Genomic DNA, 25,171 nt, shown 5'->3' with positions numbered 1-25,171 from the left:
TCACGGAGCAGGGCTACGACCTGCGCTTCGCCATCGAGCCGAAGCCGAACGAGCCCCGCGGCGACATCCTCCTGCCCACCGTCGGCCACGCCCTCGCGTTCATCGAGCGCCTGGAGCGCCCGGAGCTGTTCGGTGTGAACCCGGAGGTCGGCCACGAGCAGATGGCGGGCCTCAACTTCCCGCACGGCATCGCCCAGGCCCTGTGGGCGGACAAGCTGTATCACATCGACCTCAACGGGCAGAACGGCATCAAGTACGACCAGGACCTGCGCTTCGGCGCCGGCGACCTGCGGGCCGCCTTCTGGCTGGTGGACCTGCTGGAGTCGGCCGGTTACAGCGGCCCGAAGGTCTTCGACTTCAAGCCGCCGCGCACCGAGGGCTTCGACGGCGTGTGGGAGTCGGCCGCGGGCTGCATGCGCAACTACCTGATCCTCAAGGAGCGTGCGGCGGCCTTCCGCGGCGACCCGGAGGTGCAGGAGGCGCTGCGCGCGTCGCGGCTCGACGAGCTGGCGCAGCCCACCGCTGCCGACGGCCTCGCCGGACTCCTCGCGGACCGGTCCGCGTTCGAGAACTTCGACGTGACCGCGGCCGCCGAGCGCTCGATGGCCTTCGAGCGCCTCGACCAGCTGGCGATGGACCACCTGCTGGGCGCCCGCGGCTGACGCCGACTTCCGTCAGGGGGTCGCGCGTTCGGCCCCCGGCGGCGACCCTGGGGGTATGTCCGTACCCCCGCTGCCGCCGCAGCCGCCCCCGCCGCCGAGCGACCGGCCGCCCTCGGGCGGCGGGTTCGGCCCGCCGTCCGACGGCGGCTCCTTCGGTGCGCCGCCGCCGGACGGGCCGCGGCGCGCCCGGCGGGGTCCGCTGCTGCTGATCGCGGTGCTCGTCGGGCTCGTGGTGATCGTCGGCGCCGTGGTGCTGGTGGCGACCAGGGACGGTTCGTCGGGCAAGAACGACGAACCGTCCCCGAGCAAGAGCAGCCAAAAGGTCAGCAGGTCACCGTCGTTCGGCATCCCGTCCCGGCTGCCGAGCGAGCTGCCCAGCAACCTCCCGTCGAGGATCCCGAGCAGGATCCCGAGCGAGCTGCCCAGCGAGTTCCCCAGCGGGCTGCTGCCGAGCGACGTGGAGAGCCTGCTGCCCGGGTGATGCCGAGTGATCACGAGTGGTCCCGGGTGACCGGGACGCCGGGACGAGAGGTGGGCTAGAGCGCGCCCTTCGGCAGCTTCACGTACGTCACCTTCGTCTCGATGCCGCTGTCCACGAGGCGGCCGTTCGCGTCGAACGCGCCCGTCCCGTCGGTCATGCCGAAGTCGTTGTCGTTGATCAGCGCGAGCGTGCCGTGCCCGGCGACGGCCACGCCCTCGATCTTGTCCGGCACGCCGTCGAGCGTGTGCAGATCCACCACGAGCCGCTTCCTGAGCACCGGCACCCCGGCCGCCGCCGGATCGTCGAGCTGCTCCAGGGACGGCGCCGTGGCGGCGTCGTCCCACGCGCCGCCCAGGATGTTCGCGCCGCGCGTCAGCCTGACCTCCTGGAGGCGGGCCGCCTTGTCGGTGCGCTCCTCCACGAGCAGCCGGTCACCGCCGACCGCGACGACCGAGGAGATCTTCAGCTCCGACGTGTCGTCCTCGCCCGGGTCGACGACACCGACCGGGTCGAAGCGGTACGCGTACTCGGCCGTCACCGCCTGCTTCTTCGGCGAGAACCGCAGCAGCCGCGTGGTGCGCGAGGCGTCGCCCGCGTCCCCGTCCGGCAGCGACAGCGGGCTCTGCACGGCCAGCACCAGGTCACCGCCCGGCAGTTGGGCGAGTCCCTCGAACCCGCGGTTGATCTTCCGGTGCAGCAGCACCGACGGCAGCGACTCGACGACCGGGTAGCCGGCGCCCTTCAGGTTCAGCCCCCGCGGCACGTGCCGGGCCAGCACCTTGCCCCGCGCGGAGACGTGCACGAGCGACGGACCGTACTCGTCGACCAGCCAGAACGTGCCGTCCGCCGCGCGCACGATGCCCTCGGTGTCGAGACCGGCCGCGTCGTAGGAGAGCGGGGACTGCGCGTCGTACGAGTACGGCTTCTCGTCCCGGCCGTCCTGGTTCGGCAGACCGGTCACCGGCTTGCCGGCCGACGTGGTCAGCGGGATCGCGTCGAGCACCTTCACCCGGTCACCGGTCACGCGGATCTTCACGATGGCCGGGTCGAAGCCCGGCACGGGGAACGTGCGCCGCTTCGTGCCGTCCACCTTGATCTGCCCGTTCGGGCCCCGGTCCGTCACCGTCCAGAACTCGCCCTCGCGGCCCGCCGGGTAGATGTCGGAGCCGATGCCACCGAGGTCGACGCCGCGGTCGTCGGCCACCGTGCCCGGCAGCAGACGGTTGCTGAACGCACCCAGCGGCAGGTCGCCGAGCGTCGCACTGCCGGTGATCCGTGCCGCACCGGGCGCGGCGGACGCACCCGATCCGCCCGAAGAGGCCGACGCACCCGACCCGCCCGGCGCACCCGACGCGGTCCCGGCCACCACGAGCGCGGCCAGTGCGGCGATCGGCACCCCCGCCGCGACGGTTCGGCGGACGCGGCGCTTGCCGGGGACGAACGGGGACATGAGGCCTCCTGAGGCGCGTGAAGGGTGAACTGCGCACACGCTCGGCCCTGCCGTCGAACCACCGGTGACGGCGGGGTGAACGAGGGAGAACGGATGCGGGTCGCGCGCACGGCACCCGGCCGCCCGGCCCCGGACGGGCCGGTGCGCCCGGGCCCGTAGAGTCGGGCCCGTGACAGACCCGATACGTCGCGCGACCGAGTGGAACGGCACGGCGTGGGACGACCCGTCCGACGAGCAGTTGCACGACCTGCTGGCCGACATGAACCTCACCCACCGGCACGTCGTCGTGGCCCGCCTCGACCGCGAGCCGGTGGACCAGCACTACATCCAGGTCGCCCTCAACGACGACCTGAGCTACCAGGTCGAGTACCGCGACGGCGGACCCGACCGGCACTTCCAGGCCCATGTGCCGTGCGACCGCAGCCCGTTCGCGGTCGAGCCGGTCGCCGACGTGGTGGCCGCGTGGGCCCGCGACCGGCCGGGGTGGCGGGACGCGCTCTCCTGGCGGCCCTGGCCGGATCAGTCCTGACCCGGCCCCTGCTCCTGACCCTGACCCTGTCCCTCGAAGCCCACCCGGTCCAGGACGGGCCCCAGCCGCCCGGCCAACTCGCCGTCCGTGCGCGCCAGTTCCGCCTGGAACGCGCGCACGGCGGCCCGCAGCGCCCGCCGCAGCTCGCCCGCGTCGAGCGAGCGCGCCAACGTCTCCTCCAGTACTCCGGTGACCTCGGCCGGCAGCAGATGCGCGCCCTTCGCGTACGCCCACGGAAGCCCGAGACGCACACACGCCAGCGCGATCACCTGGTCGCGCAGCGCCCCGATCCAGTGCTGCGCCTGCCAGCCGCGGCCGCGCTCGACGCAGGCCCGGGCATGCAGCGCGTGGTGCCAGCCGAGCCCCGCGAGCCGCCCCGGCTCGGGCGGCGCGGCCTCCCGCCCGGGACCCGGCACCCCGAACACCGGCCGCCAGGCCGGGCCCCGGGGCGCGAAGTCGTCGCCCGAGGCGAACCCCAGGTCCACCTCCAGACCGCCGGGCAGCAGGAACACCCGGTAGACCAGGGCCCCGGCGGGCAGGTCCCAGTGGTGCAGCGCCCCGAACTCGCCGTACAGCAGCTCCGTCCAGCGCTCCAGGGCCGCGGCCGGCTCGCCCCGGACGCCGAGCATCACGTCGATGTCCGACCAGCGGTCGCCGCCGTCCACGGCGAACGAACCGGTGACGGCCGCGCCGTCGACGCCCGGGTCGGCCTCGGCGAGCGCGAGGAGCCGCGCACGGACCAGGTCACGTTCCTCGACGGAGAACATCCCGCGACTGTAGCGCCGGAGCCGGCCGACCGATCGACCGAAAGGATCGTTCCGAGCACAGTCGATCGATACGATGACCGGGCCGCGGCAACTGCGCCGCGGCGGTGACACGGGGGAGAGCCAGGGCATGCGGCTGCACGTCGACCGGCGCCACGCGCGCGTCCTCGAACTCCTGCGGGAGCGCGGCACGCTGCGCGTCGCCGACCTCGCCGACGAGCTGGGCGTCTCCCCGGTGACGCTCCGCCGCGACGTGGAGACCCTCGCGGCGCAGGGCCGGCTGCACCGGCTGCACGGCGCCGTCGTCTGGCCGGGCGACGGCGCACGGACCGCGCCCGGTCCCGCCGAATCACCGGACGGGACCGGCAGGCAGGCGCGGGGGATCGTCGTCGGCATGGTCGTGCCGACGACCGAGTACTACTACTCCGACGTCGTGCGCGGTGCCCGCGAGGCCGTCGAGGCGCGCGGCGCCCGGCTCGTCGTCGCGCTCTCCCACTACCTGCCGGGCGAGGACTCCGTCCAGGTCGACCGGCTGCTGGCCGCGGGCGTCGACGGACTGCTCCTGACGCCGAGCTGGGAGACCGGCGTGCCGGGTCCGGGGGAGGGGCTGCGGATCACCGAGCGGCCGGTGCCCACGGTCCTCGTGGAGCGCTCCGCGCCGCACGGCCATCCGGCCGCCGCCCTCGACCGGGTCCGCTCCGACCACGCCCACGGCGCCGCCGAGGCCGTCCGTCACCTCGCCGCGCTCGGTCACCGCACCATCGCCCTCGCGGCCCAGGAGTCGCCCACCAGTGCCCGGTTGAGGAGCGGCTACGAGGCGGCCGTGGCGGCGCTCGGCCTGCGCTCGGCGCCGGAGCCGTCGCGCACGCCCGCCACCACGGAGGCCGAGCGCTTCGAGCGGACCTTCGCCCACCTGCGGGACGCGGTCGAGAAACACGGGGTGAGCGCCGCGATCCTGCACAGCGACGCCGACGCGATCGTCGTCGTCCCCCGCCTGCGGGCCTACGGCGTGCGCGTCCCCGAAGACCTCGCCGTCATCACGTACGACGACGAGGTCGCCGCCCTCGCGGACCTGCCGCTGACCGCGGTGGCCCCGGCCAAGCGGGCGGTGGGCCGGCACGCCGCGGAACTGCTGCTGACCCGGCTCACCGCGCCGGACGGCTGCGGCGGGCCGGGCCAACACCTCGACATCCTCCCGGAGTTGCGGGTCAGGGAGTCGTGCGGGGCGCCGGTCAGTTCAGCCTGACCACGACCTTCTGCGACACGCCTCCTGCGGCGCTCAGATCGCCGAAGGTCAGCTGCAGCTCCCGGCCCGTCCGCACCCCGGTGACCGATCCCGGCTTCGACGTCACGGACCTGACCGGCCGCCGCCACGTCAGCGTGGCACCGGTGACGCTCCGGTTCGGGTCACTGACGCTGACCGTCGCCGTGCCGTCCCTGCGCTCCCGGATCTGCACGATCAGTGGGGCGTCCACGCTCACCTTGCCGACCGTGCCCGGCTCCCAGAACGTCACTCCGGTGAAGCCGAGCGACGGCACCCGAACGCCTTGCTGGGCAGCGGAGTTGACGGTGACGCCGAGCCAGTCGCGGTCCGCCGCGCGGGCCGCCGTGCGCGCCTCGGTCGCACCCGGCAGCAGGACGTAGGCGTAGTCGGCGTCCGCCGGGTCCGTCCCGTGGTCGGCGAGCAGGGTGACGTACCGGCGCGTGACCGGGTCGGCCGAACCGCCGCCGTTGATGTCCTTCCAGCTGCCCGTGCGCTCCTCGCGCAGCGCCGTCAGGGGCGCCCCGCCGGGGAAGACGTACCCTCCGTGCCCGGCCAGATGGGCCCAACGCGCCCTCGGGAAAGCCGAGTTCCACCCCTGCGAGACCGGCTGCGGCCGCCCGTCGACGGTCAGCCGCGCCGTGCCCGCCACCCCCAGGTTCCGGTTGTCGACGACGCTCTCCACGCCCGCGCCGTCCGCACCGGTGATGCCGGCGCCGAGACAGACGACCGCGTCGTCCAGGAAGAACCACGACTTGCGGCCCCTGAGGGTCGAGGACAGCCCGCGCAGGTCCTGCGCCACCGTCCCGTACGTGCCGTCCGTCGCGCCGCCCACCCAGGTGGTGTCCGGCCGGGCCGCGCCCCACGTGCCGCCCTCGGCGTCCGCGAGCGGCTTGCGCGACACGGTCGTGCCGGGCAGCCGGTAGGGGTCCACGGTCGGCCAGTAGCCGTCGCTGTACTGCCCGCCGCCCGCACCGTCGCCGTCGGCCCACCAGTAGAGCATTCCCGAACCGGTGTGCCAGCCGCGGACGTTCTCGCCGTTGCCGTTCTCGTAGAACGTGATCGCCTTCGACGCCATCGACACCGAGGCGGTGAACCGGCCCGAGCGGTGCGCGGCGCGCGCCATCGCCGGGAACACCTGGTGCCCGGCCGGCTCGGCGGCCGGCTTCACGCCGGAGTCGCCGAGCAGCGTCGCCACGCGGGACAGCGCGGCGACTCCGAGCGTGCGGCCCGTCGTCACGTCGCTGTAGCGGTCACGGGTGAACCAGCCCTTGGCGAGCCCCTGCCAGCGCGCGTTCTCCTCGGCGCTCGCACCCTGCCCGAGCAGCAGGATCGAGGCGATGATCGCGTGCCCGCGGGAGTGGTCGTCCTGCTGGACCTTGAGCTGGTCGGTGGCGACCAGGCCGCGGCTGATCGCCCGCCCGGACACGTTGTCGACCATCAGCCCGTCGTGCAGGAACGGCGCGTAGGCGCTCTCCACCGAGTCGAGGAAGATCTGCCGCCCGCCGTCGGTGATCGCCCAGGTGGAGCCGCCGAGCAGGGCGAACAGCTTGCTCAGGCCGTCGATGAGGACCGCGCCGTACGAGCCCGTGTACGGCACGTACGTGTGCTGGATCAGCGAGCCGTCCGCGTAGAGGCCGTCGCCCGAGGTGACGTACGGGAACACCGGCGAGATGGCGTCGCGGGCCAGGGCGACCTTCGCCGCCGTGCCGTCGAGGATGCCGCGCAGCGCCAGGACGCGGCACAGGTCGATGCGGTTGGCGCCGGTGCTGGTGCCCGTGTACTTCGCGACGAGCGAGTCGGGCACGAAGTGGTCGATCGCCTCGACCGCCGCCGTCAGCTGCGCGGCGCTCAGGTGCTCGTACATGAGGATCGCGATGTCCAGCAGCCGCTGCGGGGCGCCTATCTGGAAGTTGTACCAGTTCCCGAACTGCGCCTGGGACTTGTTGTAGACCTGGGTGCTCAGGTGGTCCACGGCGGTGAGCACGGCCGCCTTGAGGGACGCGTCGCCGGTCAGCCCGGTGCCGGGCTGACAGAACGCCTCCGCCATCACCCGGACCCGCTCGTAACTGGTCTGGATCTTCTCCGAGTAGCCGTACGACTCCGTGTCCGTGTCGGGCTCAGGATCGCCGAACACGGCGTCCGGCCAGAGGGATCCGGCCACCGGGTTCATCGCGCCCTGCCAGGTTCTGGCCTGCGCGCCGAGCGTGGCGAGCTTCGACCTGAACGGCTCGGCGGTCGGGCTGAACCCCTCGCCGAGGTACAACGACCGCCAGCGGGCTCGCAGTTGGGCGAACTCGTCCTCGGCGGCCGAGGCCCGCCGGGGCAGTCCGACGGCGAGCGCGGCACCGACGGCCGCGCCCGTGGCGAGGAAGGCGCGGCGGGACCAGAACGGCGAGAGGGCAGGAAGCGACGGCGACGTCATGAAGAGCTCCGGGATGCTGGAGGGTCCGCTGGGAGTAAGCGGTTTCTAGCACCCGGTGATTCAAACGCTCAAGAGAATCGGCCGAATTGATCGTTTCGATCGTTCGGCGGGTGGTCGGCGGGTGGTCGGCGGGCTAGGGGGTGGAGCGGGGTCAGGCGCCGATCCACACCGTGGTGATGTTGCAGAACTCCTGGATGCCGTGGCCCGACAGTTCCCGCCCGTACCCGGAGCGCTTGGCGCCGCCGAAGGGGAGCGCGGGGTGCGACGCCGTCATGCCGTTCACGAAGACGCCGCCCGCCTGACTGTCCTGGACGAACCGCTCGATCTCGTCCTCGTCGCCGGTCCACAGGTTCGAGCTCAGCCCGAACGGAGTGTCGTTCGCGACGGCGATGGCCTCGTCCAGGTCCGTGACCCGGTACAGCGTCGCCACCGGGCCGAACGTCTCCTCGCGGTGGATCCGCATCTCCGGCGTGATGTCGGCGAGGACGGTCGGCTCGTAGAACCAGCCGTGGTCGGCGAAGTCCTTCGGCCGCTGCCCGCCGCACAGCACCGTCGCGCCGCTCTCGACGGCGTCGTCGACCAGTTCCTCCAGGTCCGTGCGGCCCTGTTCGCTGGCGAGCGGACCGACGTCCGTGTCCTCGTCGAGCGGGTCACCGACGCGCAGCGCCCGCATGCCCTCGACGAAGGCGTCCCGGAACCGGTCGAAGACGTCCTCGTGGACGATGAACCGCTTCGCCGCGATGCACGACTGCCCGTTGTTCTGCACCCGCGCGGTGACCGCGGTCCCGGCCGCCTTCTCGACGTCCGCCGACGGCAGGACCACGTACGGGTCGCTGCCGCCCAGCTCCAGGACCGTCTTCTTCACCTCGTCGCCCGCGATCGAGGCCACCGAGCGGCCCGCGGGTTCGCTGCCGGTGAGGGTGGCCGCGGCCACCCGCTCGTCGCGCAGCACGCCCTCGACCGCCCCGGACCCGATGAGGAGCGTCTGGAAGCAGCCCTCGGGGAACCCGGCCCTGCGGAACAGGTCCTCCAGGTAGAGCGCGGTCTGCGGCACGTTCGACGCGTGCTTGAGCAGGCCCACGTTCCCCGCCATCAGGGCGGGCGCCGCGAACCGGACGACCTGCCACAGCGGGAAGTTCCACGGCATCACCGCGAGCACCACGCCCAGCGGCCGGTAGCGGACGTGTGCGCGGGCCGCGCCGGAGTCCTTCACGTCGGGCTCGGCCGGGTGCTCGTCGGCGAGCAGGCGCTGCGCGTTCTCGGCGTACCAGCGCATCGTCTTCGCGCACTTCGCGGCCTCGGCGCGGGCGGCGGCGACCGGCTTGCCCATCTCGGTCGTCATGGTCCTGGCGATGTCGGGGGTGTCCGCGTCCAGCAGGTCGGCGGCCCGCTGCAGCAGCCGCGCCCGGTCGAAGAACGTCGTCGTCCGGTACGACGCGAACGCCTCGGCCGCCCGGGCCAGCTTCTGCTCGACGTCCTCGGGGGAGAGGGCGTCGAACGTCCTCAGCGTCTCGCCGTTCGCGGGGTTGACCGTCGCGATGGGCATGGAAAGACCTCCTGTGCACGGTTCCTTCGACCTTCCCGCGCGGCGCGGCGCGGCGCAACGCGGGCCGCCCCGGGTACCCGGCGCGCCGGACGTCAGACGTGCGTTCCGTACGGCCCCGCAGCCCCGCCTCGCGGACCCGCCTCTCGGACCTGCGTCTCGGACCTGCGGTCGGAGGTCCGGTCGTCGTCGGCCAGGCCGTCAGAGGTGTTCGGCGAGCCGGTCCAGGAACACCGTCTGCGCCTTGACCACGACGCCGCGCGCCGCGTCCAGGCCGAACCACGCCACCCGGTCCAGCTCGGGGAACTCCGCCGTCCGGCCGGAACCGCGCGGCCACTCCATCGTGAACGTGCCGGGCGCCACGTCCGCGGGGTCGAGGTCGCCCTCCACCGCCCACACCGTCACGTGCTTGCCGCCCGACTGGACGGTGTCGCCCAGCGGCAGCGGGGTCCCCTCGGGCGCCGGCAGCCCCAGCTCCTCGGTGAACTCGCGGCGGGCCGCGTCCCACGGGGCCTCGTCGTCCCCGTACTCGCCCTTCGGCACGCTCCAGGCGCCCGCCTCCTTGCGCGCCCAGAACGGGCCGCCCATGTGCCCGAGCAGCACCTCGGGCCCGGTGGGGGTGCGGCGGAAGAGGAGCAGACCCGCGCTGCGTTTCGTTCGCTTCGTCCCGTCGGCCATGCCGTCAGTCTCGGTGCAGATACCGGATGACCGCGAGTACGCGGCGGTTCTGGTCCTCGGACGCGGGCAGCCCGAGCTTCCCGAAGATCGCCGCGACGTGCTTCTCGACCGTGCCCGCCGACACGTGCAGGGACTGGGCGATCGCGGCGTTCGAGCGGCCCTCGGCCATCAGGGTCAGCACCTCGCGCTCCCGGCCGGTCAGCGAGGCGATCTCCTCCGTGCGCCGGCCGGCCCCGGCCAGCTGGGTGACCACCTCCGGGTCGAGGGCGGTGCCGCCCGCCGCGACCCGGGCGAGCGCGTCCGTGAACTCGGCGACGTTCGCCACCCGCTCCTTGAGCAGGTACCCGACGCCCGCCGACCCCTCGGCCAGCAGCCGCGTCGCGTACTTCGTCTCGACGTACTGGGAGAACAGCAGGACACCCGTGCCGGGGTGGTCACGGCGGATGTCGATCGCGGCGCGCAGTCCGTCGTCCGTGTGCGTCGGGGGCATCCGGATGTCGACGACCGTCACGTCCGGCCGGTGCTCGGCGACGGCGGCCCGCAGCGCGTCCGCGTCCGCCACGGCCGCCGCGACCTCGTGCCCGCGCATCGTCAGCATCTGGGCCAGCAGCTCCCGCAGGACGGCCGCGTCCTCGGCGATGACTACGCGCATGGTCGGGATCGTCTCATGGGGGCCTCCATCGGCTCGCCTCTCGCTGCTCGGGACACTGCTCCTCGACCGCCGGAGCGGCTCGACGGCCGGGTGCTGATCATGCGTGCAGGGGAAGGTGCACGGTCACCCGTGTCGGACCGCCCTCCGGGCTCGTCACCTCCAGCGTCCCGTCCACCGTCCGCACCCGCTGCGCCAGTCCGGCGAGCCCGCCCTCGTCGACCGGCCGCGCGCCGCCCCGCCCGTCGTCCGTCACCCGCAGCCTCAACGTGCCGTCGCCCGCCGCGAGTTCCATGCCGCAGCGGGTCGCCCCGCTGTGCTTGATGACGTTGGTCAGGAGCTCCGCCGCGCAGTAGTAGGCGAGGCTCTCGATCGCCGGGGTCGGCCGCTCGGGCACGTCCGTCGTCACGTCGACGGGGAGCGAGGAACGCGCGGCGAGCGTGGTGAGGGCGTCGGGGAGGCCGCCGTCCAGGGCCGGGGGATGCAGGCCGCGGGAGAGGTCGCGCAGTTCGGTGAGGGCCTCGGTCGCGTTGTCCCGGGCCGTCTCGACCAGCCGCCGCAGCTCGGGACGGTCCCGGTCGTCGAGCTGTTCGCGCACCATGTCCAGGCTCATCGCGAGCGCCACGAGACGCACCTGGGCCCCGTCGTGCAGATCGCGCTCCAGACGGCGCAGGCGGGCGTTCGCGTCGTCCACGGCGAGCGCCCGGGTCTCCTCCAGGTCCCGGACCCGGTCGGCCAGCCGGCCGGGGGCGAGCAGGGCGCGGACCAGGGCGAGGTCGGCCGTCGCGGCGGCCCGGGTCAGCCACGGCGCGACCAGCAGGATCGCGCAGCCCGCCAGCGCGGTGCCGAGCGCGCCCCGGAGCGAGTGGACCTGCGGCGAGCCGCCCCACGGCAGTGGCGTCACCAGGTTCAGGTCGTCCGGCGTGAACGCCCAGCGGATCGGCGCGATCACGTTCACCGCGCCGACCGCCCACCACGACACCGCGTACAGGCCGAGCATCGCGAGCGGCAGCCGCACCAGGACGTACGCCACCGCCCGCCAGGCCGCCCCGTCGCGCAGCCGTGCCTCGGTGCGCGCGAACAGCCCGCCGGCCGGCCGCGGCCCGGCCGGCTCGGCCACCCGCGCCTCCAACAGGCCGTGGGCGAGGCGCCGTTGGAGCGTCCCGAGACCGCGTGCCAGCGCGAGACCCGTGACCAGGAAGAGCATGCCGAGGACCGCCCCGATCAGCGTCAGGGTCAGTGCCGACCCGAGCGCGAGACAGACCACCACGAGCAGGAACCCGGCGAGCGCGGGGACGGCGGACAGGAGGCAGTACGCCGCCTCCGCCCATGCCCGCCGTCGCGTCCAGGCCGGCAGGACCTCACGCATCGCGACGCACCAGCAGTCGGCCGCCCGCAGCGAGGAGCGCCGCGGTGAACAGGCACAGCACCACGAACCCGGCCCACGGCGACAGCATCCCGTCCACCGGGACGGTCACCGCGAGGGAGTTGCCCGCGATCATCGTGGGGAAGAACTTCGCCACCGTCGTGCCGGTCGTCCCGGCGAGCAGCGCCGGCAGGACGTACGTGATGCCGACGAAGACCCCGATGGCGCTCGCCGTGTGCCGGGTGATCGCACCGATGGCGATGCCCATCAGGCCGACCATCGCGAGGTAGGCGCCCGACAGCAGGACCGCGCGCAGCACGTCCGGGTCGCCGAGCGAGGGATGCGGGACGTCCGCGGCGAGCGCCGCACGCCCCGCGAGGAACGCCACGAACGTGACCGACTCGCCTACCAGCAGGGCGAGTCCGCCGAAGACGGCCGCCTTCGCGGTGAGCGCGAGGCGCCGGTCGGGCACCGCGGCGAGCGTGGCGCGGATGGTGCCCGACGCGTACTCGCCGGTGACGACCAGGACCCCGAGCACCCCGACGATCAGCTGGCCGAGGGCCACCCCGGCCAGCACGTTGTTCGTCGGATCGAAGCTCGCCACCTTCGAAGCGCCGTGCGGCGCCTTGGTGTTGGCCATCGTCACGACCCCCATGGCGATCATGCCGACGACCGTCAGGAGCAGCGCGCAGGACGTCGAGCGCAGGGTGCGCAGTTTGATCCACTCCATCCGGGCGGCCTCCCGGAAGCCGTAGTGGCCGGTGAGTGCGGGTGCGTACGCCGTCGTGGTCATCGTGCTCCTCCTGCCTGGTACGCCGCCGCGTCTCCGGTCAGCGCGAAGAACGCCTCCTCCAACGACCGCCCGGACGCGGTCAGTTCGGCCACCGACGTGTCCGCGAGCAGCCTGCCCCGTCCGATCACCAGGAGGTGGTCGGCGGTCAGTGCCATCTCGCTGATGAGGTGGCTCGACAGCAGGACCGTACGGCCCTCGGCGGCGAGCGAACGCATCAACTCGCGGATCCAGCGCACCCCTTCGGGGTCGAGCCCGTTCACCGGCTCGTCGAAGAGCAGCACCCCCGGATCGCCGAGGAGCGCCGCCGCGATGCCGAGCCGCTGCGCCATGCCCAGCGAGAACGACCCGGCCCTGCGGCCCGCGACCGACGCCAGGCCGACCGTCTCCAGGACCACGTCGACCCGGGACGGGTCGATGCCGCCGCCCGCGGCGAGCGCCGCGAGATGGCCGCGCGCGCTGCGCCCCGGATGGAACGTGCGGGCCTCCAGGAGCGCCCCCACCTCCCGCAGCGGCCAGCGCAGTTCCGCGTACGGCCGCCCGCCGATCGTGGCGTGCCCGGCGTCCGGCCGGTCCAGGCCCACGAGCATGCGCAGGGTGGTGGACTTGCCGGAGCCGTTCGGGCCGAGGAACCCCGTCACGCTGCCGGGACGCACCCGGAAGCTCAGCTCCTCGACGGCGACCGTCCTGCCGTACCGTTTGGTGAGACCCCTGGCCTCGATCATCACGACCCCCTGTTCCGTCGCCGCGTGGTGCGCGATCCGGTGTCCGATCCGGTGTGTGATCCACGCTAGGGACGGCGCGGGAGCGCCGGAACGAGGTTGTCCTCCGACCCCGCTGGGGGAAATCCCCCAGGCCGGACGCCGGTCAGAGCCGCGACCTCGGCAGGATGCCGAGCGCGGCGGCGTCCGCGAGGTGCTGGCCGAGCCGCAGTTGCAGCGGCCCCGGCGGGCCCGGCCGCTCCGAGAGCAGACTGAGCGAGCCGAAGGACCGGTCCGCGGCCCGCAGCGGCACCGCCACCACGCACGCGAACCCCAGGGACCGCGCCATCGCCGTGTACGACGGCCAGTTGGCCCGCGCGTACGGATGCGCCAGCGGCACCCCGCGGATGGGCATCGCCGAGGCCCGGCAGTCCGCGCCGGGCCCCTCGCCCCAGGACAGCGCGGCCCGCTCGAGCCGCAGGCCCCGGTTGTCCGACGCGGCCACCTCGACCCGCCCCGTCGGGGGTTTGAGCACGGCCGCCGCCGACGGCACCCCGAGCAGCGACACACAGGTGCCCACGAGCGCGGCGATGGCCTGGGGACCGCCCCGCACGGCGGCGTCCGCCACTTCGACGAAGGCCGTCGCGAGCCGTTCGCTGTCCACCTGGTACGCCTCGTACGGCACGCCGCGCATGACGTCCCCCTCGACCCGACCTCGTCCGCCCCGCACCCCGCACGTCCGCCCACCCGGCGCAGGGCCCGATGGGCGGACTTTGCAGAAGGGGTATGCCCGGTGGATGGGCCGCCCGAACCGTTCCACCGGCACGCCCCGCACGGCCGTCTCACATGTGCACGGCGCCCTCGCCGGCCACGGCCTTCGGCCGGCCCGGCCGGTACAGCACCAGAGTGACCACGAAGCCGATCGCGAAGAACAGCGCCGACCACCAGTACGCCGTCGAGTAGCTCTCCATCGACGCCTGCGCGCGCACCTGTGGGGTGGGCTGCTTGCCGACGAGGTAGTTCGTCGCGGCGCTCGTGGCGAGCGTGTTGAGCAGGGCCGTACCGATCGAACCGCCCACCTGCTGGCTGGTGTTGACCATCGCGGAGGCCACGCCCGCGTCGTGCGCGGCGATCCCGGCGGTGGCGAGGTTCATGGCCGTGGCGAAGATCAGGCCGAGGCCGATACCGGCGACGAGCAGCGGCGGCAGCACGTGCGCCGCGTAGCTGCTGGTCAGGTCAAGCGACGTCAGCCACGCCATGGCCACGGCGGACAGGGCCATGCCGAGCGGCACGATCGGTTTCGGTCCGAGCCTCGGGACGAGGGAGTTCGTGGCGACGACCGACGAGACGACCATGCAGGCGACCATCGGCAGGAAGGAGACGCCGGTGATCACCGGCGAGTAGCCGAGGATCTGCTGGAGGTAGTACGTCAGGAACAGGAACACGCCGAACATGCCGGCACCGGAGATGAACATCGCCAGGTACGAGGCGCCGCGGTCCCGGTCGAGGACGACGCGCAGCGGCAGCAGCGGATGCGCGGCCCGCGTCTCCCACCAGGCGAACGCGACGAGCAGCAGCGCGCCGACGACGAGGAAGCCCCAGGTCTGCACGTCGCCCCAGGCGTGCGTCTCCGCGTTCGAGAAGCCGTAGACGATGCAGAACAGGCCGACCGAGACCAGGATCGTGCCGGGCACGTCCAGCTTCGGCCGGTCCGCGGGCCGGCCGCCGTGCAGCAGCCGCGCCCCGCCGGCCATGGCGACGACGGCGAACGCGAGGTTCACGTACAGGCACCAGCGCCAGTCCAGGTACTCGGTCAGCACGCCGCCGAGCAGCAGGCCGACGGCGCCGCCCGCGCCCGCGATGGCACCGTAGATGCCGAACGCCTTGGCGCGTTCCTTCGGGTCCGTGAACGTCGTGGTGAGCAGCGACAGGGCGGCCGGCGCGAGCAGCGCGCCGAACACGCCCTGCAGGGCCCGTGCGCCCACCAGCATCCCGAAGCTCGTCGCCGCGCCGCCGAACGCGGACGCCGCCGCGAACCCGGCCAGACCGGCGAGGAAGACCGCCTTGCGGCCCACGAGGTCCGCGACGCGCCCGCCGAGCAGCAGCAGACTGCCGAAGGCGAGTGCGTAGGCGGTGACGATCCACTGCCGGTTGCCGTCGGAGAAGCCCAGGTCCTGCTGGGCCGACGGCAGCGCGATGTTCACGATCGTCGCGTCCAGGACGACCATCAGCTGCGCGATGCCGATGACACCGAGGATCAGCCAGCGGTGCTCGTGCGCACCGCCGCCCGCGTAGGGGGCGCCGCCGGGTGGCGCGGACCGTGTGCCGGGTTCGGCGGTGGAGCCTGCGGATTCGGCGGACTCGGCGGATTCGGGCGAGCGATCCATGGTGGCCTCCAGACACCCACAAACCCCCCGCTCGTGCTCGTCCACCACGCTAAGCGCCCGGCTCACGGACGGCGACCGGGGAGGGAACGGGACCGTTCACCACGCCCCGGACCGCCCGCGGGCGCCGGGTTCTCAGCGGATCTGCTCGTCGACCGCCGTCGACTCGTCGGACGGGGTCCGGGGCGCGGGCACGGCCGCGGCCGCCGGCGTCGGCCTGGAGCGGAACAGCCGCTGGGCGAGGGGCTCCGTGTAGCGGGCCGTGAGCGGTCCGACGATCACCAGGATCAGCACGTACGCCGTCGCCAGCGGGCCGAGCCGCGGCTCGATGCCGGACGTCACGGCGAGACCGGCGATCACGATGGAGAACTCGCCGCGCGCGACGAGCGCGCCACCGGCCCGCCAGCGGCCCTTCACGGACACGCCGGCCCGGCGGGCCGCCCACCACCCGGTGAAGATCTTGGTGCAGGCCGTGACGACGGCGAGCACCAGCGCGGGCAGCAGTACCGGAGGAATGCTGGCCGGATCGGTGTGCAGGCCGAAGAACACGAAGAACACGGCGGCGAACAGGTCGCGCAGCGGCGACAGCAGCGTGTGCGTGCCCTCCGCGACCTCGCCGGACAGGGCGATGCCGACGAGGAACGCGCCCACCGCGGCGGACACCTGGAGCTGCTGGGCCAGGCCCGCGACGAGGATGGTGAGACCCAGCACGACCAGCAGCAGCTTCTCCGGGTCGTCGCTGGAGACGAACCGGGAGATGTGCCGCCCGTAGCGGACCGCGACGAACAGCACGAGTCCGGCGGCGCCCAGCGCGATGGCGAGTGTGAGACCGCCCGCGGCCCAGCCCACCCCGGCCAGCAGGGCCGTGATGATGGGCAGGTACACCGCCATCGCCAGGTCCTCGAGGACGAGGATGCTGAGGATCACCGGCGTCTCGCGGTTGCCGAGCCGCCCCAGGTCGCCGAGCACCTTGGCGATCACGCCGGACGACGAGATCCAGGTGACGCCGGCGAGCACGACGGCCGCGACCGGCCCCCAGCCCATGAGGAGAGCGGCGGCCGCACCGGGCAGCGCGTTGAACGTCATGTCGACGAGCCCCGCCGGGTACTGCGTCTTGAGATTGCTGACGAGGTCGCTCGCCGTGTACTCCAGGCCGAGCATCAGCAGGAGCAGGATGACGCCTATCTCGGCGCCGATGGCGACGAACTCCTCGCTCGCGCCGAGCGGCAGCAGACCGCCCTCGCCGAACGCGAGGCCGGCGAGGAGGTACAGCGGGATCGGCGAGAAGCGCAGGCGCCCCGCGAGCCGGCCGAGGAGGCCGAGCGCCAGGATGATCGCCCCGAACTCGATGAGGAAGACAGCGGAATGCATCCGATCACTCCCGACCCAGGATCGTGGCCGCCGCCTCGACGCCCTCGCGGGTACCGATCACGATGACCGTGTCGCCGCCCGCCAGCCGGAAGTCGGGGGTCGGCGACGGGATCGCCTCGGCGCGGCGCAGCACCGCCACGATCGAGGCGCCGGTCTCGGTGCGCATCTGCGTCTCGCCGAGCAGCCGGCCGTTCCAGTGCGAGACGCCGGGGATCTCGATGCGCTCGGCGACGAGCCCCAGATCGGTGGTGTGCAGCAGGTTCGGGCTGTGGTGCGAGGGCATCAACGCGTCGATGAGGTACGCCGCTTCGCCCGAGGTCAGCTTGAGCGACAGGGCGCACGCGTCGGGGTCGTCGGCCCGGTACGCGCTGAGCGTGCGGCCTCCGTCCCGGTGCGCCACGACGGACAGTTGGCGTTGTTCGCGGGTGGTCAGGTCGTAGCGGAAGCCGATTCCCGGCAGTGGTGTCCGGCTCAGGCGTGAAGCGGGCACGTCTCTCCCCTTGTCCGTGCGTATCCGTGCGTATCCGTGAGTTCCGGGCTGCGGTCCCGGACGCCATTACGTGGCGGATGCATCTTTCAGCGCTCGAGTCACCCTATACTGCTCAACTTTTGGCAAAGAAACGGTCAGCCGTCGAGGGGTGGGTGCGCGGCCAGCACGGCGTCCACGGTGTCCGCCTGTTCGGCCGTCTTGTCGTCCCGGTAGCGCACGACGCGCGCGAACCGCAGCGTGACGCCCGCCGGGTAGCGGGTCGACCGCTGCAGCCCGTCGTAGGCGATCTCGACGACCAGCTCGGGCCGCACGGTCACGACGTGCCCGTCGTCGTTCACCGCAAGCTCCCGCAACCGCTCGGTCTGCCAGGCCAGCAGCGCGTCGGTGAGCCCCTTGAACGTCTTGCCGAGCATCGCGTACGAGCCATCGGCGCGACGCGCGCCCAGGTGCAGGTTGGACAGCTTCCCGGTGCGCCGCCCGTGCCCCCACTCGGCCGCGAGCACCACCAGGTCCAGGGTGTGCACCGGCTTCACCTTCAGCCACGACGCGCCACGGCGCCCCGCACTGTACGGCGCCTCCAGTCCCTTGACGACGACGCCCTCGTGGCCGCGCCCGAGCGTGGCGGTGAAGAACTCATCGGCGGCGGCGCGCTGTTCGGCGTCGGACTCGTCCTCGACGACGAGGCGCCGCACCCGCATCGGCTCGGGGACGAGGCCCGCCAGCCGTTCGTGCCGCTGCCCGTACGGCAGGTCCAGCAGGTCCTGCCCGTCGACGGACAGCACGTCGAAGAACACGGGGGAGACCGGCAGCGCCTCGGCCGCCCGCGCCACGTCCACCCGCGACCCGACCCGCCCGGCCACCTCCTGGAAAGCCCGCGGCCGGCCACCGGCGTCCAGCGAGACGACCTCGCCGTCGAGGATGAACCGGTCGGCCGTCAACCCGGCCGCCGCCGCGGTCACTTCGGGCAGCCGGTCGGTGATGTCGTCGAGCGTGCGCGTGTAGACCCGGACCTCGGCCCCGTCCCGGTGCACCTGCACGCGGATGCCGTCGAGCTTCTCCTCCACGGCGCAGGCCGCCAGTTTGTCCAGCGCCGCACCGACGGACGACGCGCTGTGCGCCAGCATGGGCAGCACCGGCCGGCCCACGGTCAGCCGGAACGCGTCGAGCGCGCCGGGACCGTCCGCGAGCAGCGCCCGGGCGACCGGCTGCAGACCGCCCGCCAGCATCACCGCCCGCCGGACGTCCGCCGGGGGAGCGTCCGTCGCCTGAGCCAGCCCGTCCAGGGCCACCGCGTCCAGCGCGCCCTGCCGCACCTCGCCGGTCACCAGGCCGAACAGGAACCGCTGCTCGTCCTCCGTGGCCGCACCCATCAACTCGCCCACGAGGCGCTTGCGTTCGGCCTGCGACCCGGCGCCGGAGACATCGCCGATGACGGTCAGCGCGGCGTCCACGTCCTGCACCGTCAGCCGGGGTTCGGCGGCCGGGTCGACCCGCTCGCTCAGCACCCGCCAGCCCACGCCGAGACGCCCCTGCGGGAGCCGTCCGGCCAGGTAGGGGATGACGATCGGCACGTCGTCGGGCTCGGCGTCCCGGAACAGTTCGGCGAGCAGCGCGGTCTTCCGGGACCGCGCCGAGGTGGCGGCCACCTCCTGGGACACCTGAGCGAGCCGGGCGAACAACATGCAGCCATGGTGCAACGTGCGGGTGCGGGGCGCACGGGGGCATGGGGCCGCGTGGGGCCGCGTGGGGCGGGGCGGGCCTTATCCGACGCGGCAGATGTAGATGGGGCCGAGCCAAGGTTCGCAGGTGGGCGTGGGCGTGGGCGTGGGCGTGGGCGTGGGCGTGGGTGTGGGTGTGGGGGTGGGGGGGGGGGTGGGCGTGGGTGTGGTGACCGGGGGATCGGTCGGCGTGGTGGGTTCGGTGGGCGTGATGGGTTCGGTGGGCCGGGTCGGTTCCGGTGGGGAGGTCGGTTCCGTCGGCTGGGGGGGGGTGGTGGGCTGAACGGGTTCGGTCGGTTCGGTCGGTTCGGTGGGTTGGATGGGCTGAGCGGGTGTCGTCGGCTGGGTCGGTTCGACCGGCTCGACCGGCTGGGTCGGCTCGACCGGCTGGGGTGGTGTCGTCGGTTCGGCCGGGGCCGACGGGGTGGCCGGGGCGGTGGGCTCGGCCGGTTCCTTCGGGGGCTCGGTGGGCTCGGTGGGCTCGGTGGGCTCGGTGGGTTCTGCGGGGGCCGGGGTGGCGGGCGCGGTCGTCTTCGGGGGTGCGGGCTGGGCCGGGACGGTCGGCTTCGTCTGCTGTTCGGGCTGCTCGGGCTGTTCGGGCTGTTCGCGTCGTGCGGCGGGAGCTTCGGGTGTCGCGGGGGACTTCTCGGTCTCGGGCGCGCCCGGCTGCGGGGAGCGCGGGCTCGGGGCGGTGGTCGTGTCCCGTCCCGAGTCGCTCACCGCGGCCGCGGGGCGTTGCGACGGCACGGGCTCTCCGGAGCCGGTGAGGACGACCCCCGCCGCGACGGCCGCGCCCACGACCGAGACCCCGAGGACACCGGCGACCGCGGCCGGCGCCTTGGCGCCGCCGGTCAGCAGATGCCGCATCCCGTGCAGGAACCCGGAACCGTGCCCGCCGGACGCCGCACCGGCACCGGCACCGGCGCCGGCCCCCGCCCCGGCCGCGAGCGGCAGCAGGAACTTGCCCGCCCCGCCGAGCACGAAGACCAGCAGCGCCGGGCCCACCAGTGCGGGCAGCCGGACGTTGGCGCGCAGCAGTACCGCGAGCCGGCCCCGGCAGTCGTCGCAGGTGTCGACGTGGGCGAGCAGCTTCTCGGACTGCCGCGTGGACGCGCTGCCGCGCACGTGCGCGGGCATCCGGTCCCAGTGCGCCTCGCAGGCGGCGCTCTCCGGCGTCCCGGGATGGGCGCGCAGGAACGCCTGCCGCATCCCCTCCCTGGCCCGGTGCAGCAGCACGGCCGTCGCGCCGCTGCCCGCGCCGATGCCCTTGCCCACCGCCTCCAGCGGCTGCCCCTCCGCCTCCGCGAGCCACAGCGCCTTCACCCAGCGCTCGGGCAGCTGGCCGAGGACTCGGGTCAGCAGGTCGACCGAGGAGGCGCGGGCCGCCGGGTCCTGGTTGTTGTACGCGACCTGCACCGGCTCGACCCCGGCGTGCGGATCCAGCGGCGTCTCGCGGGCGGCGCCACGGCCCGCGGTGGCGGCGAGGTGGCGCACGGTCGTGGTCAGGTACGCGGCGACGTTGTCGATCGCGTGCCCGCCGGACAGCCGTCGCCACACCTTGAAGTGGGCCTCGGCGACCAGGTCGTCGGCGAGCCAGGGGTTCCCGGTGAGCGAGCGGGCGTACGCGACGAGGCGGGGCTGCTCCGCCTCGTAGATCCGCGCGTACGCGGCAGGACTGGGACCGCCTTCCGTGGCGGCGGGCGGTATCGGCGCGGCGGCGGGGCCGTCGGTCATGGCAGGACACATCCGTACGACGTCGGCAGGGCCGCCCGACTGCGGATCGGGCGGGGGTTTTCCGGCAAGTTTGAAACGTTAATTGACAAATGTCGGATTATGGAGGGGTGAGTGGCGCAGGTCACAACGACCTTTTCGCGAAACGCCGTAATGCGTGCCCCCGCTCCCGCGTCGAACGGGCATCAGGAACACGCAGCGCAGAAAGGGAGCCCGTCATGCCGATCACCCTGCCCGTCACGCTCGAACAGTCCGCCCGTGCCCGTCTCGTCACCGCCGAGGGCCAGGGCCCCGAGCGCGGCATCACCGTCACGCTCCGCTACGCCTCGGGGGATCCGCTCGCGATCCACGTGGCCTTCCCCGCCGAGGCCACCCTGGCCGGGACCGAGGTGACGTGGGCGTTCGCGCGCACGCTGCTCGACGAGGGGCTGCGGGCGCCGACCGGCTCCGGTGACGTCCACGTCTGGCCGTGCGGCCGGGCCCGTACCGTCGTCGAACTGCACGCGCCCGAGGGCATGGCCGTGGTCCAGTTCGACACGGCGGTGCTGCGGCGTTTCCTGACGCGGTCGTACGCGCTCGTGCCGGCCGGCGGCGAGGACGTGGCGGCCGTCGTCGACCACGCGCTCGCGACGCTCTTCGGGCACGACGGCGGGCACGACGGCGGGCACACCGCTCACGGCGGTCACGCGTGACGTCCGGCGGGAGCTACCGCCGAGGCTCGTCGCCCGGTTCGAGCGCGGGCGCGGAGACGCCGAGGTGGGCCCGGCACTGCGGGCGCGGCGCCTCCGCCAGGCGCGGGCGCACCGCGCGCGGCCGGATGAACAGGGCCGCCGTGGCGGCGCCGAGCGCGAACAGCGCTGCGCAGCCGTATGCGGCGCGGTGGAACGAGGTGTTCACGGCCTCGGGCTGCGTGTAGGCGTCGCCGGACAGGCCGACGGCGAGCGGCAGTGCGGCGACCACCAGCAGCTGCGCGACCCGCGCCGCCGTGTTGTTCACACCGCTGGCGAGCCCGGCGTGCTCCGGTTCCACCGACGCGAGGACCGTCGTGGTCAGCGGCGCCACGAACAGACTCATGCCGAGACCCAGTACGGCGACCGCCGGCAGCACGTCGGCGGCGTACGGCGAACCGGGACCGATCCGCAGCATCAGCAGCACCCCGGTCGCGGCGACGACCGGACCCACGACGAGCGGCAGCGTCGGCCCCACCCGGCGGGCCAGGTCGCCCGCCCTGGCCGACAGCAGCAGCATCAGCACGGTCACCGGCAGGGTCGCCACCCCGGCTTCCAACGCGTCGTATCCCAGGGCGACTTGAAGCTGGACGGGGAGCAGGAAGAGGATGCCGCCGATCGCCGCGTAGAGGCAGAGCGTCATTCCGTTCGCGGCGCTGAACAGGCGCGAGCGGAACAGTGCCGGCGGCAGCATCGGCGCGGCCCGCCGCCGCTCCACGGCCACGAAGGCGACACCGGCGAGGACGCCGACGAGCGCGGCCAGACCGGTCGCCACGCCGGACGCGCCGCCCGACGCCCCGATCAGCGCATAGCTCACCCCGGCCAGGCACACCGCGGCGAGCACCGCTCCGGCCTGGTCGAACGGGGCGTCCGCGGCCGCGGCGTCCCGGCTCTCGGGCACGTGCCGCAGGGCGATGAGCAGCACGACGGCGGCGATCGGCACGTTGATGAGGAAGATCCAGCGCCATCCGGGGCCGTCGATCAGCCACCCGCCGAGGAACGGCCCGAGCGCGCCCGCCACCCCGGTGAGACCCGACCAGGCGCCGACTGCCCTGGCCTGGTCGTCGGGGTGGAACACGGACCGCACCAGCGCCAGCGACCCCGGCGTCAGCAGGGCCCCGCCGACGCCCTGCAGCGCCCGCGCCGCGATCAGCGTGCCCTCCTCCGGCGCGAGACCGCACGCCGCTGAGGCGACCGCGAACCACACGACACCCACGACCAGTGCCCGCCGCCGCCCGATCCGGTCGCCCATCGCCCCGCCCCACAGCAGCAGGGCGGACAAGGTCAGCATGTAGGCGTTGACGACCCACTGCAGGGCCGACAGCGAGGCGCCGAGGTCCCGGCCCATCGTCGGCAGCGCGACGTTCACGACGGTCCCGTCGAGCATCGCCATGCCGGACGCCAGCACCACGCACGCGAGGATCCACCGCCCGCGCGCCGAGGACAGCCTCACGCCGGGGGCGGCGTCGGGCGCGGGGTGGGCCGTGGCAGCCATCGCGGTCAGTATCCCGAAGCGCCCGCGCGGGCGCGACCGGCGGGTCACCGCTTGCCTCTAAAATCGAACACATGCTCTAGTGGCCTCATGCGGCACACCATCACCGATGACCTCGTCCAGACACAGCGGGAGTGGACCGCGACGTACCGACGCCTGGCGCTCCAGCCCGGCCGCACCGCCCTGCGGCGCCGCCTGCTGCACCTTTCGCGGATCCTGGCCGGCGAGCGGCTGACCCCCGCGGAGAAGGCGGAGCTGCGGCGCCGCGCGCAGGGGGAGGCGTGACGGCGGCGGGGCGGCGCGCCCCCGAGATAGTCGTGCAGCGGCCCTCGCCGGCGGGCGGGCGCCGGGTGACCGTCGGCGGCACCGCGCTCGGCCTCGCGCACAGCGACCGCGACCTGATCGAGTTCCTGCGCCGCGCCGGTCTCGACGACGCGGACGGGCTCGTGCTGGGGGACTCGCCGCTCATCCACTGGTGCGGCGGATGTGCGCACCGGTACGAGGCGATGTGACCGACACGCCGATGCCCTCGGACGGTTCACCGTCCGAGGGCATCGAGGAGGGGCAGGGGGCTCAGCGCGGCAGGTGCTTCTCCACGGCGGCGACGACCTCGGGAGCGTCGGGCTCGGTCTGCGGCGAGAACCGCGCGACGGCGTTGCCGGACGCGTCGATCAGCACCTTCTCGAAGTTCCAGCGGATGTCACCGGTGTACCCCTCGCCGTCCGCCACCTCGGTGAGCCTGGCGTACAGCGGGTGCCGGTCGGCCCCGTTGACGTCGACCTTCTCCGTCATGGGGAACGTCACGCCATAGGTCGCGGAGCAGAATTCGGCGATCTCGTCGGCGGAGCCGGGCTCCTGCCCCATGAACTGGTTGCAGGGCACCCCGAGCACCGTGAAACCCCGCTCCGCGTACTGCTCGTGCAGCCGCTCCAGACCCGCGTACTGCGGGGTGAGGCCGCACTTCGAGGCGACGTTGACGATCAGAACGGCCTGCCCCAGGTACTGGGTCAGCTCGGCGGATCCGCCCTGGAGGCGGTCGATCTCTACTGCGTCGTAAACGGTCATGGTCCGGAGCGTACGCCGCGACCGGGCTTGGATCGTGTGCTGCCCCTGGTGCGCGAGCGGCATATTCCTTGGCCATGGCGCAACGGCCCGACCTACTCTGCGCGCATGTCCGAGGAACAGAGCGGCCCCCTACTGCGCGTGGGCCCCGAGAGCGATGCGGCACTGGCACTGAACTTCCATCATCTTGTGCGTGCCTTCCCGGAGGAGCCGGGCGATCCGATGCGCGACTTCGTGGTGACGGCCCGCGGCCCGGGAGTGGCGGTCGAGGTCGGGGTGAGGACGTGGGGAGGTGACGGGCTCGATGACTTCCTGGCTCAACTGGCCGAGTCCTTCCGCGGATGGAGCGGTGTCCGGGAGTGGTGTTCGCTGGAGCGCGATCTGACGGTCTCGGCGGAGCACACCGGGGCACGTGTCGAACTGACGTGGGCGTTGCGTGCCCCGTTGCCCGACCACGAGTGGTGCTTCGAGGCGACGACCGGTCACGCGCCCGGCGAGGACATGCGCAACCTGGCCGCTGAGATGCACGCCTTCTTGACGGCCGAGCCCTGGGCGCGGGCCGGTCGGGACGAGGTCCTTCCCGACTGATTCCGGGTGGATGTCATAGCCGCGTGAGAGTCTCCGCGTCATGAGCTACGACCTTGCTGTCTGGGAAGGCGAGATGCCGGCCGACGACAGGACCGCCCGCCGCGTCTTCGCCGACCTGAGCGACCGCTACCTCGACGGGGAAGCCGCGCCGCCGTCCGAACGCATAGCCGCTTACGTGGCTGTGCTCCTTGAGCGGTGGTGCGAAACCGGTGAGGACGACGAGGACACCTCGCCGTGGTCGACCGGTCCGTTGATCTCCTGCTTCAACAAGCCGATCCGGCACTCGACCTTGTGCCTGGCCTTGTACT

At 73.5% G+C, this 25,171-nt stretch carries 24 protein-coding genes and 2 pseudogenes; 9 read left to right on the top strand and 17 right to left on the bottom strand.

The window, feature by feature from the left end:
* Positions 1 to 662 (top strand): annotated as a pseudogene (locus RBJ77_RS41510) (xylose isomerase); the annotation flags it as partial.
* 55 nt (positions 663 to 717) lie between these two features.
* Positions 718 to 1,143, top strand: coding sequence for a hypothetical protein (locus RBJ77_RS41505; RefSeq protein ID WP_372349708.1), 426 nt, complete (start codon positions 718 to 720; stop codon positions 1,141 to 1,143).
* Positions 1,144 to 1,198: 55 nt separating this feature from the next.
* Here RBJ77_RS41505 and RBJ77_RS41500 read toward each other — a convergent pair whose 3' ends face one another.
* Positions 1,199 to 2,593: an esterase-like activity of phytase family protein gene (locus RBJ77_RS41500; protein WP_372349707.1), complete on the bottom strand. Its 1,395-nt coding sequence runs from the start codon at positions 2,591 to 2,593 to the stop codon at positions 1,199 to 1,201.
* 169 nt (positions 2,594 to 2,762) lie between these two features.
* Between RBJ77_RS41500 and RBJ77_RS41495 the strand changes: the two genes are divergently transcribed.
* On the top strand, positions 2,763 to 3,122 hold the full coding sequence (locus RBJ77_RS41495) for a hypothetical protein (protein WP_372349706.1): 360 nt from the start codon (positions 2,763 to 2,765) through the stop codon (positions 3,120 to 3,122).
* Here the strand turns inward: RBJ77_RS41495 and RBJ77_RS41490 are convergent.
* On the bottom strand, positions 3,113 to 3,889 hold the full coding sequence (locus tag RBJ77_RS41490) for a hypothetical protein (RefSeq protein ID WP_372349705.1): 777 nt from the start codon (positions 3,887 to 3,889) through the stop codon (positions 3,113 to 3,115). The two genes, RBJ77_RS41495 and RBJ77_RS41490, sit on opposite strands and share 10 nt — an antisense overlap.
* Before the next feature lie 127 nt (positions 3,890 to 4,016).
* On the opposite strand from RBJ77_RS41490, the gene RBJ77_RS41485 reads away from it, so the two are divergent.
* On the top strand, positions 4,017 to 5,132 hold the full coding sequence (locus tag RBJ77_RS41485; RefSeq protein ID WP_372349710.1) for a substrate-binding domain-containing protein: 1,116 nt from the start codon (positions 4,017 to 4,019) through the stop codon (positions 5,130 to 5,132).
* Here the strand turns inward: RBJ77_RS41485 and RBJ77_RS41480 are convergent.
* The 13 genes and pseudogenes from RBJ77_RS41480 to RBJ77_RS41420 all read right to left on the bottom strand — a co-directional run bounded on the left by RBJ77_RS41480 (position 5,119) and on the right by RBJ77_RS41420 (position 20,996).
* Positions 5,119 to 7,572: a polysaccharide lyase 8 family protein gene (locus RBJ77_RS41480; protein WP_372349704.1), complete on the bottom strand. Its 2,454-nt coding sequence runs from the start codon at positions 7,570 to 7,572 to the stop codon at positions 5,119 to 5,121. The genes RBJ77_RS41485 and RBJ77_RS41480 overlap by 14 nt on opposite strands.
* A 151-nt stretch (positions 7,573 to 7,723) precedes the next feature.
* Positions 7,724 to 9,118 (bottom strand): NADP-dependent succinic semialdehyde dehydrogenase, encoded by a 1,395-nt coding sequence (locus RBJ77_RS41475; protein WP_372349703.1) that lies wholly within the window; start codon positions 9,116 to 9,118, stop codon positions 7,724 to 7,726.
* A 198-nt stretch (positions 9,119 to 9,316) separates the two neighbouring features.
* Positions 9,317 to 9,793, bottom strand: a complete 477-nt coding sequence (locus tag RBJ77_RS41470; RefSeq protein ID WP_372349702.1) for an NUDIX domain-containing protein — start codon at positions 9,791 to 9,793, stop codon at positions 9,317 to 9,319.
* A 4-nt stretch (positions 9,794 to 9,797) separates the two neighbouring features.
* On the bottom strand, positions 9,798 to 10,445 hold the full coding sequence (locus RBJ77_RS41465; RefSeq protein ID WP_255972655.1) for a response regulator transcription factor: 648 nt from the start codon (positions 10,443 to 10,445) through the stop codon (positions 9,798 to 9,800).
* Positions 10,446 to 10,542: 97 nt separating this feature from the next.
* Complete coding sequence (locus tag RBJ77_RS41460; protein ID WP_372349701.1) at positions 10,543 to 11,811, bottom strand: sensor histidine kinase; 1,269 nt, start codon at positions 11,809 to 11,811, stop codon at positions 10,543 to 10,545.
* The gene (locus RBJ77_RS41455) at positions 11,804 to 12,601 is read right to left on the bottom strand and encodes an ABC transporter permease (protein WP_372349700.1); all 798 of its coding nucleotides are present in this window, start codon (positions 12,599 to 12,601) and stop codon (positions 11,804 to 11,806) included. Before RBJ77_RS41455 ends, RBJ77_RS41460 begins: the two co-directional genes overlap by 8 nt.
* A 71-nt stretch (positions 12,602 to 12,672) precedes the next feature.
* Positions 12,673 to 13,323 (bottom strand): annotated as a pseudogene (locus RBJ77_RS41450) (ABC transporter ATP-binding protein); the annotation flags it as partial.
* Positions 13,324 to 13,465: 142 nt separating this feature from the next.
* Positions 13,466 to 13,993, bottom strand: a complete 528-nt coding sequence (locus RBJ77_RS41445; RefSeq protein ID WP_255972647.1) for a GAF domain-containing protein — start codon at positions 13,991 to 13,993, stop codon at positions 13,466 to 13,468.
* 148 nt (positions 13,994 to 14,141) lie between these two features.
* Positions 14,142 to 15,686, bottom strand: coding sequence for an MFS transporter (locus RBJ77_RS41440; RefSeq protein WP_372349699.1), 1,545 nt, complete (start codon positions 15,684 to 15,686; stop codon positions 14,142 to 14,144).
* A gap of 132 nt (positions 15,687 to 15,818) precedes the next feature.
* Positions 15,819 to 17,054, bottom strand: coding sequence for a cation:proton antiporter (locus tag RBJ77_RS41435; RefSeq protein WP_372349698.1), 1,236 nt, complete (start codon positions 17,052 to 17,054; stop codon positions 15,819 to 15,821).
* A 4-nt stretch (positions 17,055 to 17,058) separates the two neighbouring features.
* Positions 17,059 to 17,544 (bottom strand): TrkA C-terminal domain-containing protein, encoded by a 486-nt coding sequence (locus RBJ77_RS41430; RefSeq protein WP_255972642.1) that lies wholly within the window; start codon positions 17,542 to 17,544, stop codon positions 17,059 to 17,061.
* A 134-nt stretch (positions 17,545 to 17,678) separates the two neighbouring features.
* Positions 17,679 to 19,226: an ATP-dependent DNA ligase gene (locus RBJ77_RS41425; RefSeq protein ID WP_372349697.1), complete on the bottom strand. Its 1,548-nt coding sequence runs from the start codon at positions 19,224 to 19,226 to the stop codon at positions 17,679 to 17,681.
* Between the two features lie 78 nt (positions 19,227 to 19,304).
* Positions 19,305 to 20,996 (bottom strand): sigma factor, encoded by a 1,692-nt coding sequence (locus RBJ77_RS41420; RefSeq protein ID WP_372349696.1) that lies wholly within the window; start codon positions 20,994 to 20,996, stop codon positions 19,305 to 19,307.
* Between the two features lie 215 nt (positions 20,997 to 21,211).
* Between RBJ77_RS41420 and RBJ77_RS41415 the strand changes: the two genes are divergently transcribed.
* Positions 21,212 to 21,685, top strand: a complete 474-nt coding sequence (locus RBJ77_RS41415; protein WP_372349695.1) for an SsgA family sporulation/cell division regulator — start codon at positions 21,212 to 21,214, stop codon at positions 21,683 to 21,685.
* Between the two features lie 13 nt (positions 21,686 to 21,698).
* Here RBJ77_RS41415 and RBJ77_RS41410 read toward each other — a convergent pair whose 3' ends face one another.
* Positions 21,699 to 23,216 (bottom strand): MFS transporter, encoded by a 1,518-nt coding sequence (locus RBJ77_RS41410; RefSeq protein WP_372349694.1) that lies wholly within the window; start codon positions 23,214 to 23,216, stop codon positions 21,699 to 21,701.
* Positions 23,217 to 23,303: 87 nt separating this feature from the next.
* Here RBJ77_RS41410 and RBJ77_RS41405 point away from each other — a divergent pair, with 87 nt between their 5' ends.
* Positions 23,304 to 23,498, top strand: a complete 195-nt coding sequence (locus RBJ77_RS41405) for a hypothetical protein (protein WP_372349693.1) — start codon at positions 23,304 to 23,306, stop codon at positions 23,496 to 23,498.
* Positions 23,495 to 23,725, top strand: coding sequence for a hypothetical protein (locus tag RBJ77_RS41400; protein ID WP_372349692.1), 231 nt, complete (start codon positions 23,495 to 23,497; stop codon positions 23,723 to 23,725). Before RBJ77_RS41405 ends, RBJ77_RS41400 begins: the two co-directional genes overlap by 4 nt.
* 61 nt (positions 23,726 to 23,786) lie before the next feature.
* Here the strand turns inward: RBJ77_RS41400 and RBJ77_RS41395 are convergent, their stop codons facing one another.
* Positions 23,787 to 24,278, bottom strand: coding sequence for a glutathione peroxidase (locus RBJ77_RS41395; RefSeq protein ID WP_372349691.1), 492 nt, complete (start codon positions 24,276 to 24,278; stop codon positions 23,787 to 23,789).
* A gap of 36 nt (positions 24,279 to 24,314) precedes the next feature.
* On the opposite strand from RBJ77_RS41395, the gene RBJ77_RS41390 reads away from it, so the two are divergent.
* Together RBJ77_RS41390 and RBJ77_RS41385 are read left to right on the top strand one after the other, a co-directional pair.
* A complete protein-coding gene (locus RBJ77_RS41390) occupies positions 24,315 to 24,863 on the top strand; it encodes a DUF6228 family protein (protein ID WP_372349709.1) in 549 nt (182 codons plus the stop codon).
* Between the two features lie 40 nt (positions 24,864 to 24,903).
* Positions 24,904 to 25,171, top strand: a 268-nt coding sequence (locus tag RBJ77_RS41385) for a hypothetical protein (protein ID WP_372349690.1), incomplete at its 3' end; no start/stop codon positions are given.

Source organism: Streptomyces sp. KL116D, assembly GCF_030766975.1.
Taxonomy (GTDB): Bacteria; Actinomycetota; Actinomycetes; order Streptomycetales; family Streptomycetaceae; genus Streptomyces; species Streptomyces longispororuber_A.
Note: the sequence above shows the minus strand (reverse complement) of the source record. Positions and strands in the feature narration are given on the sequence as shown.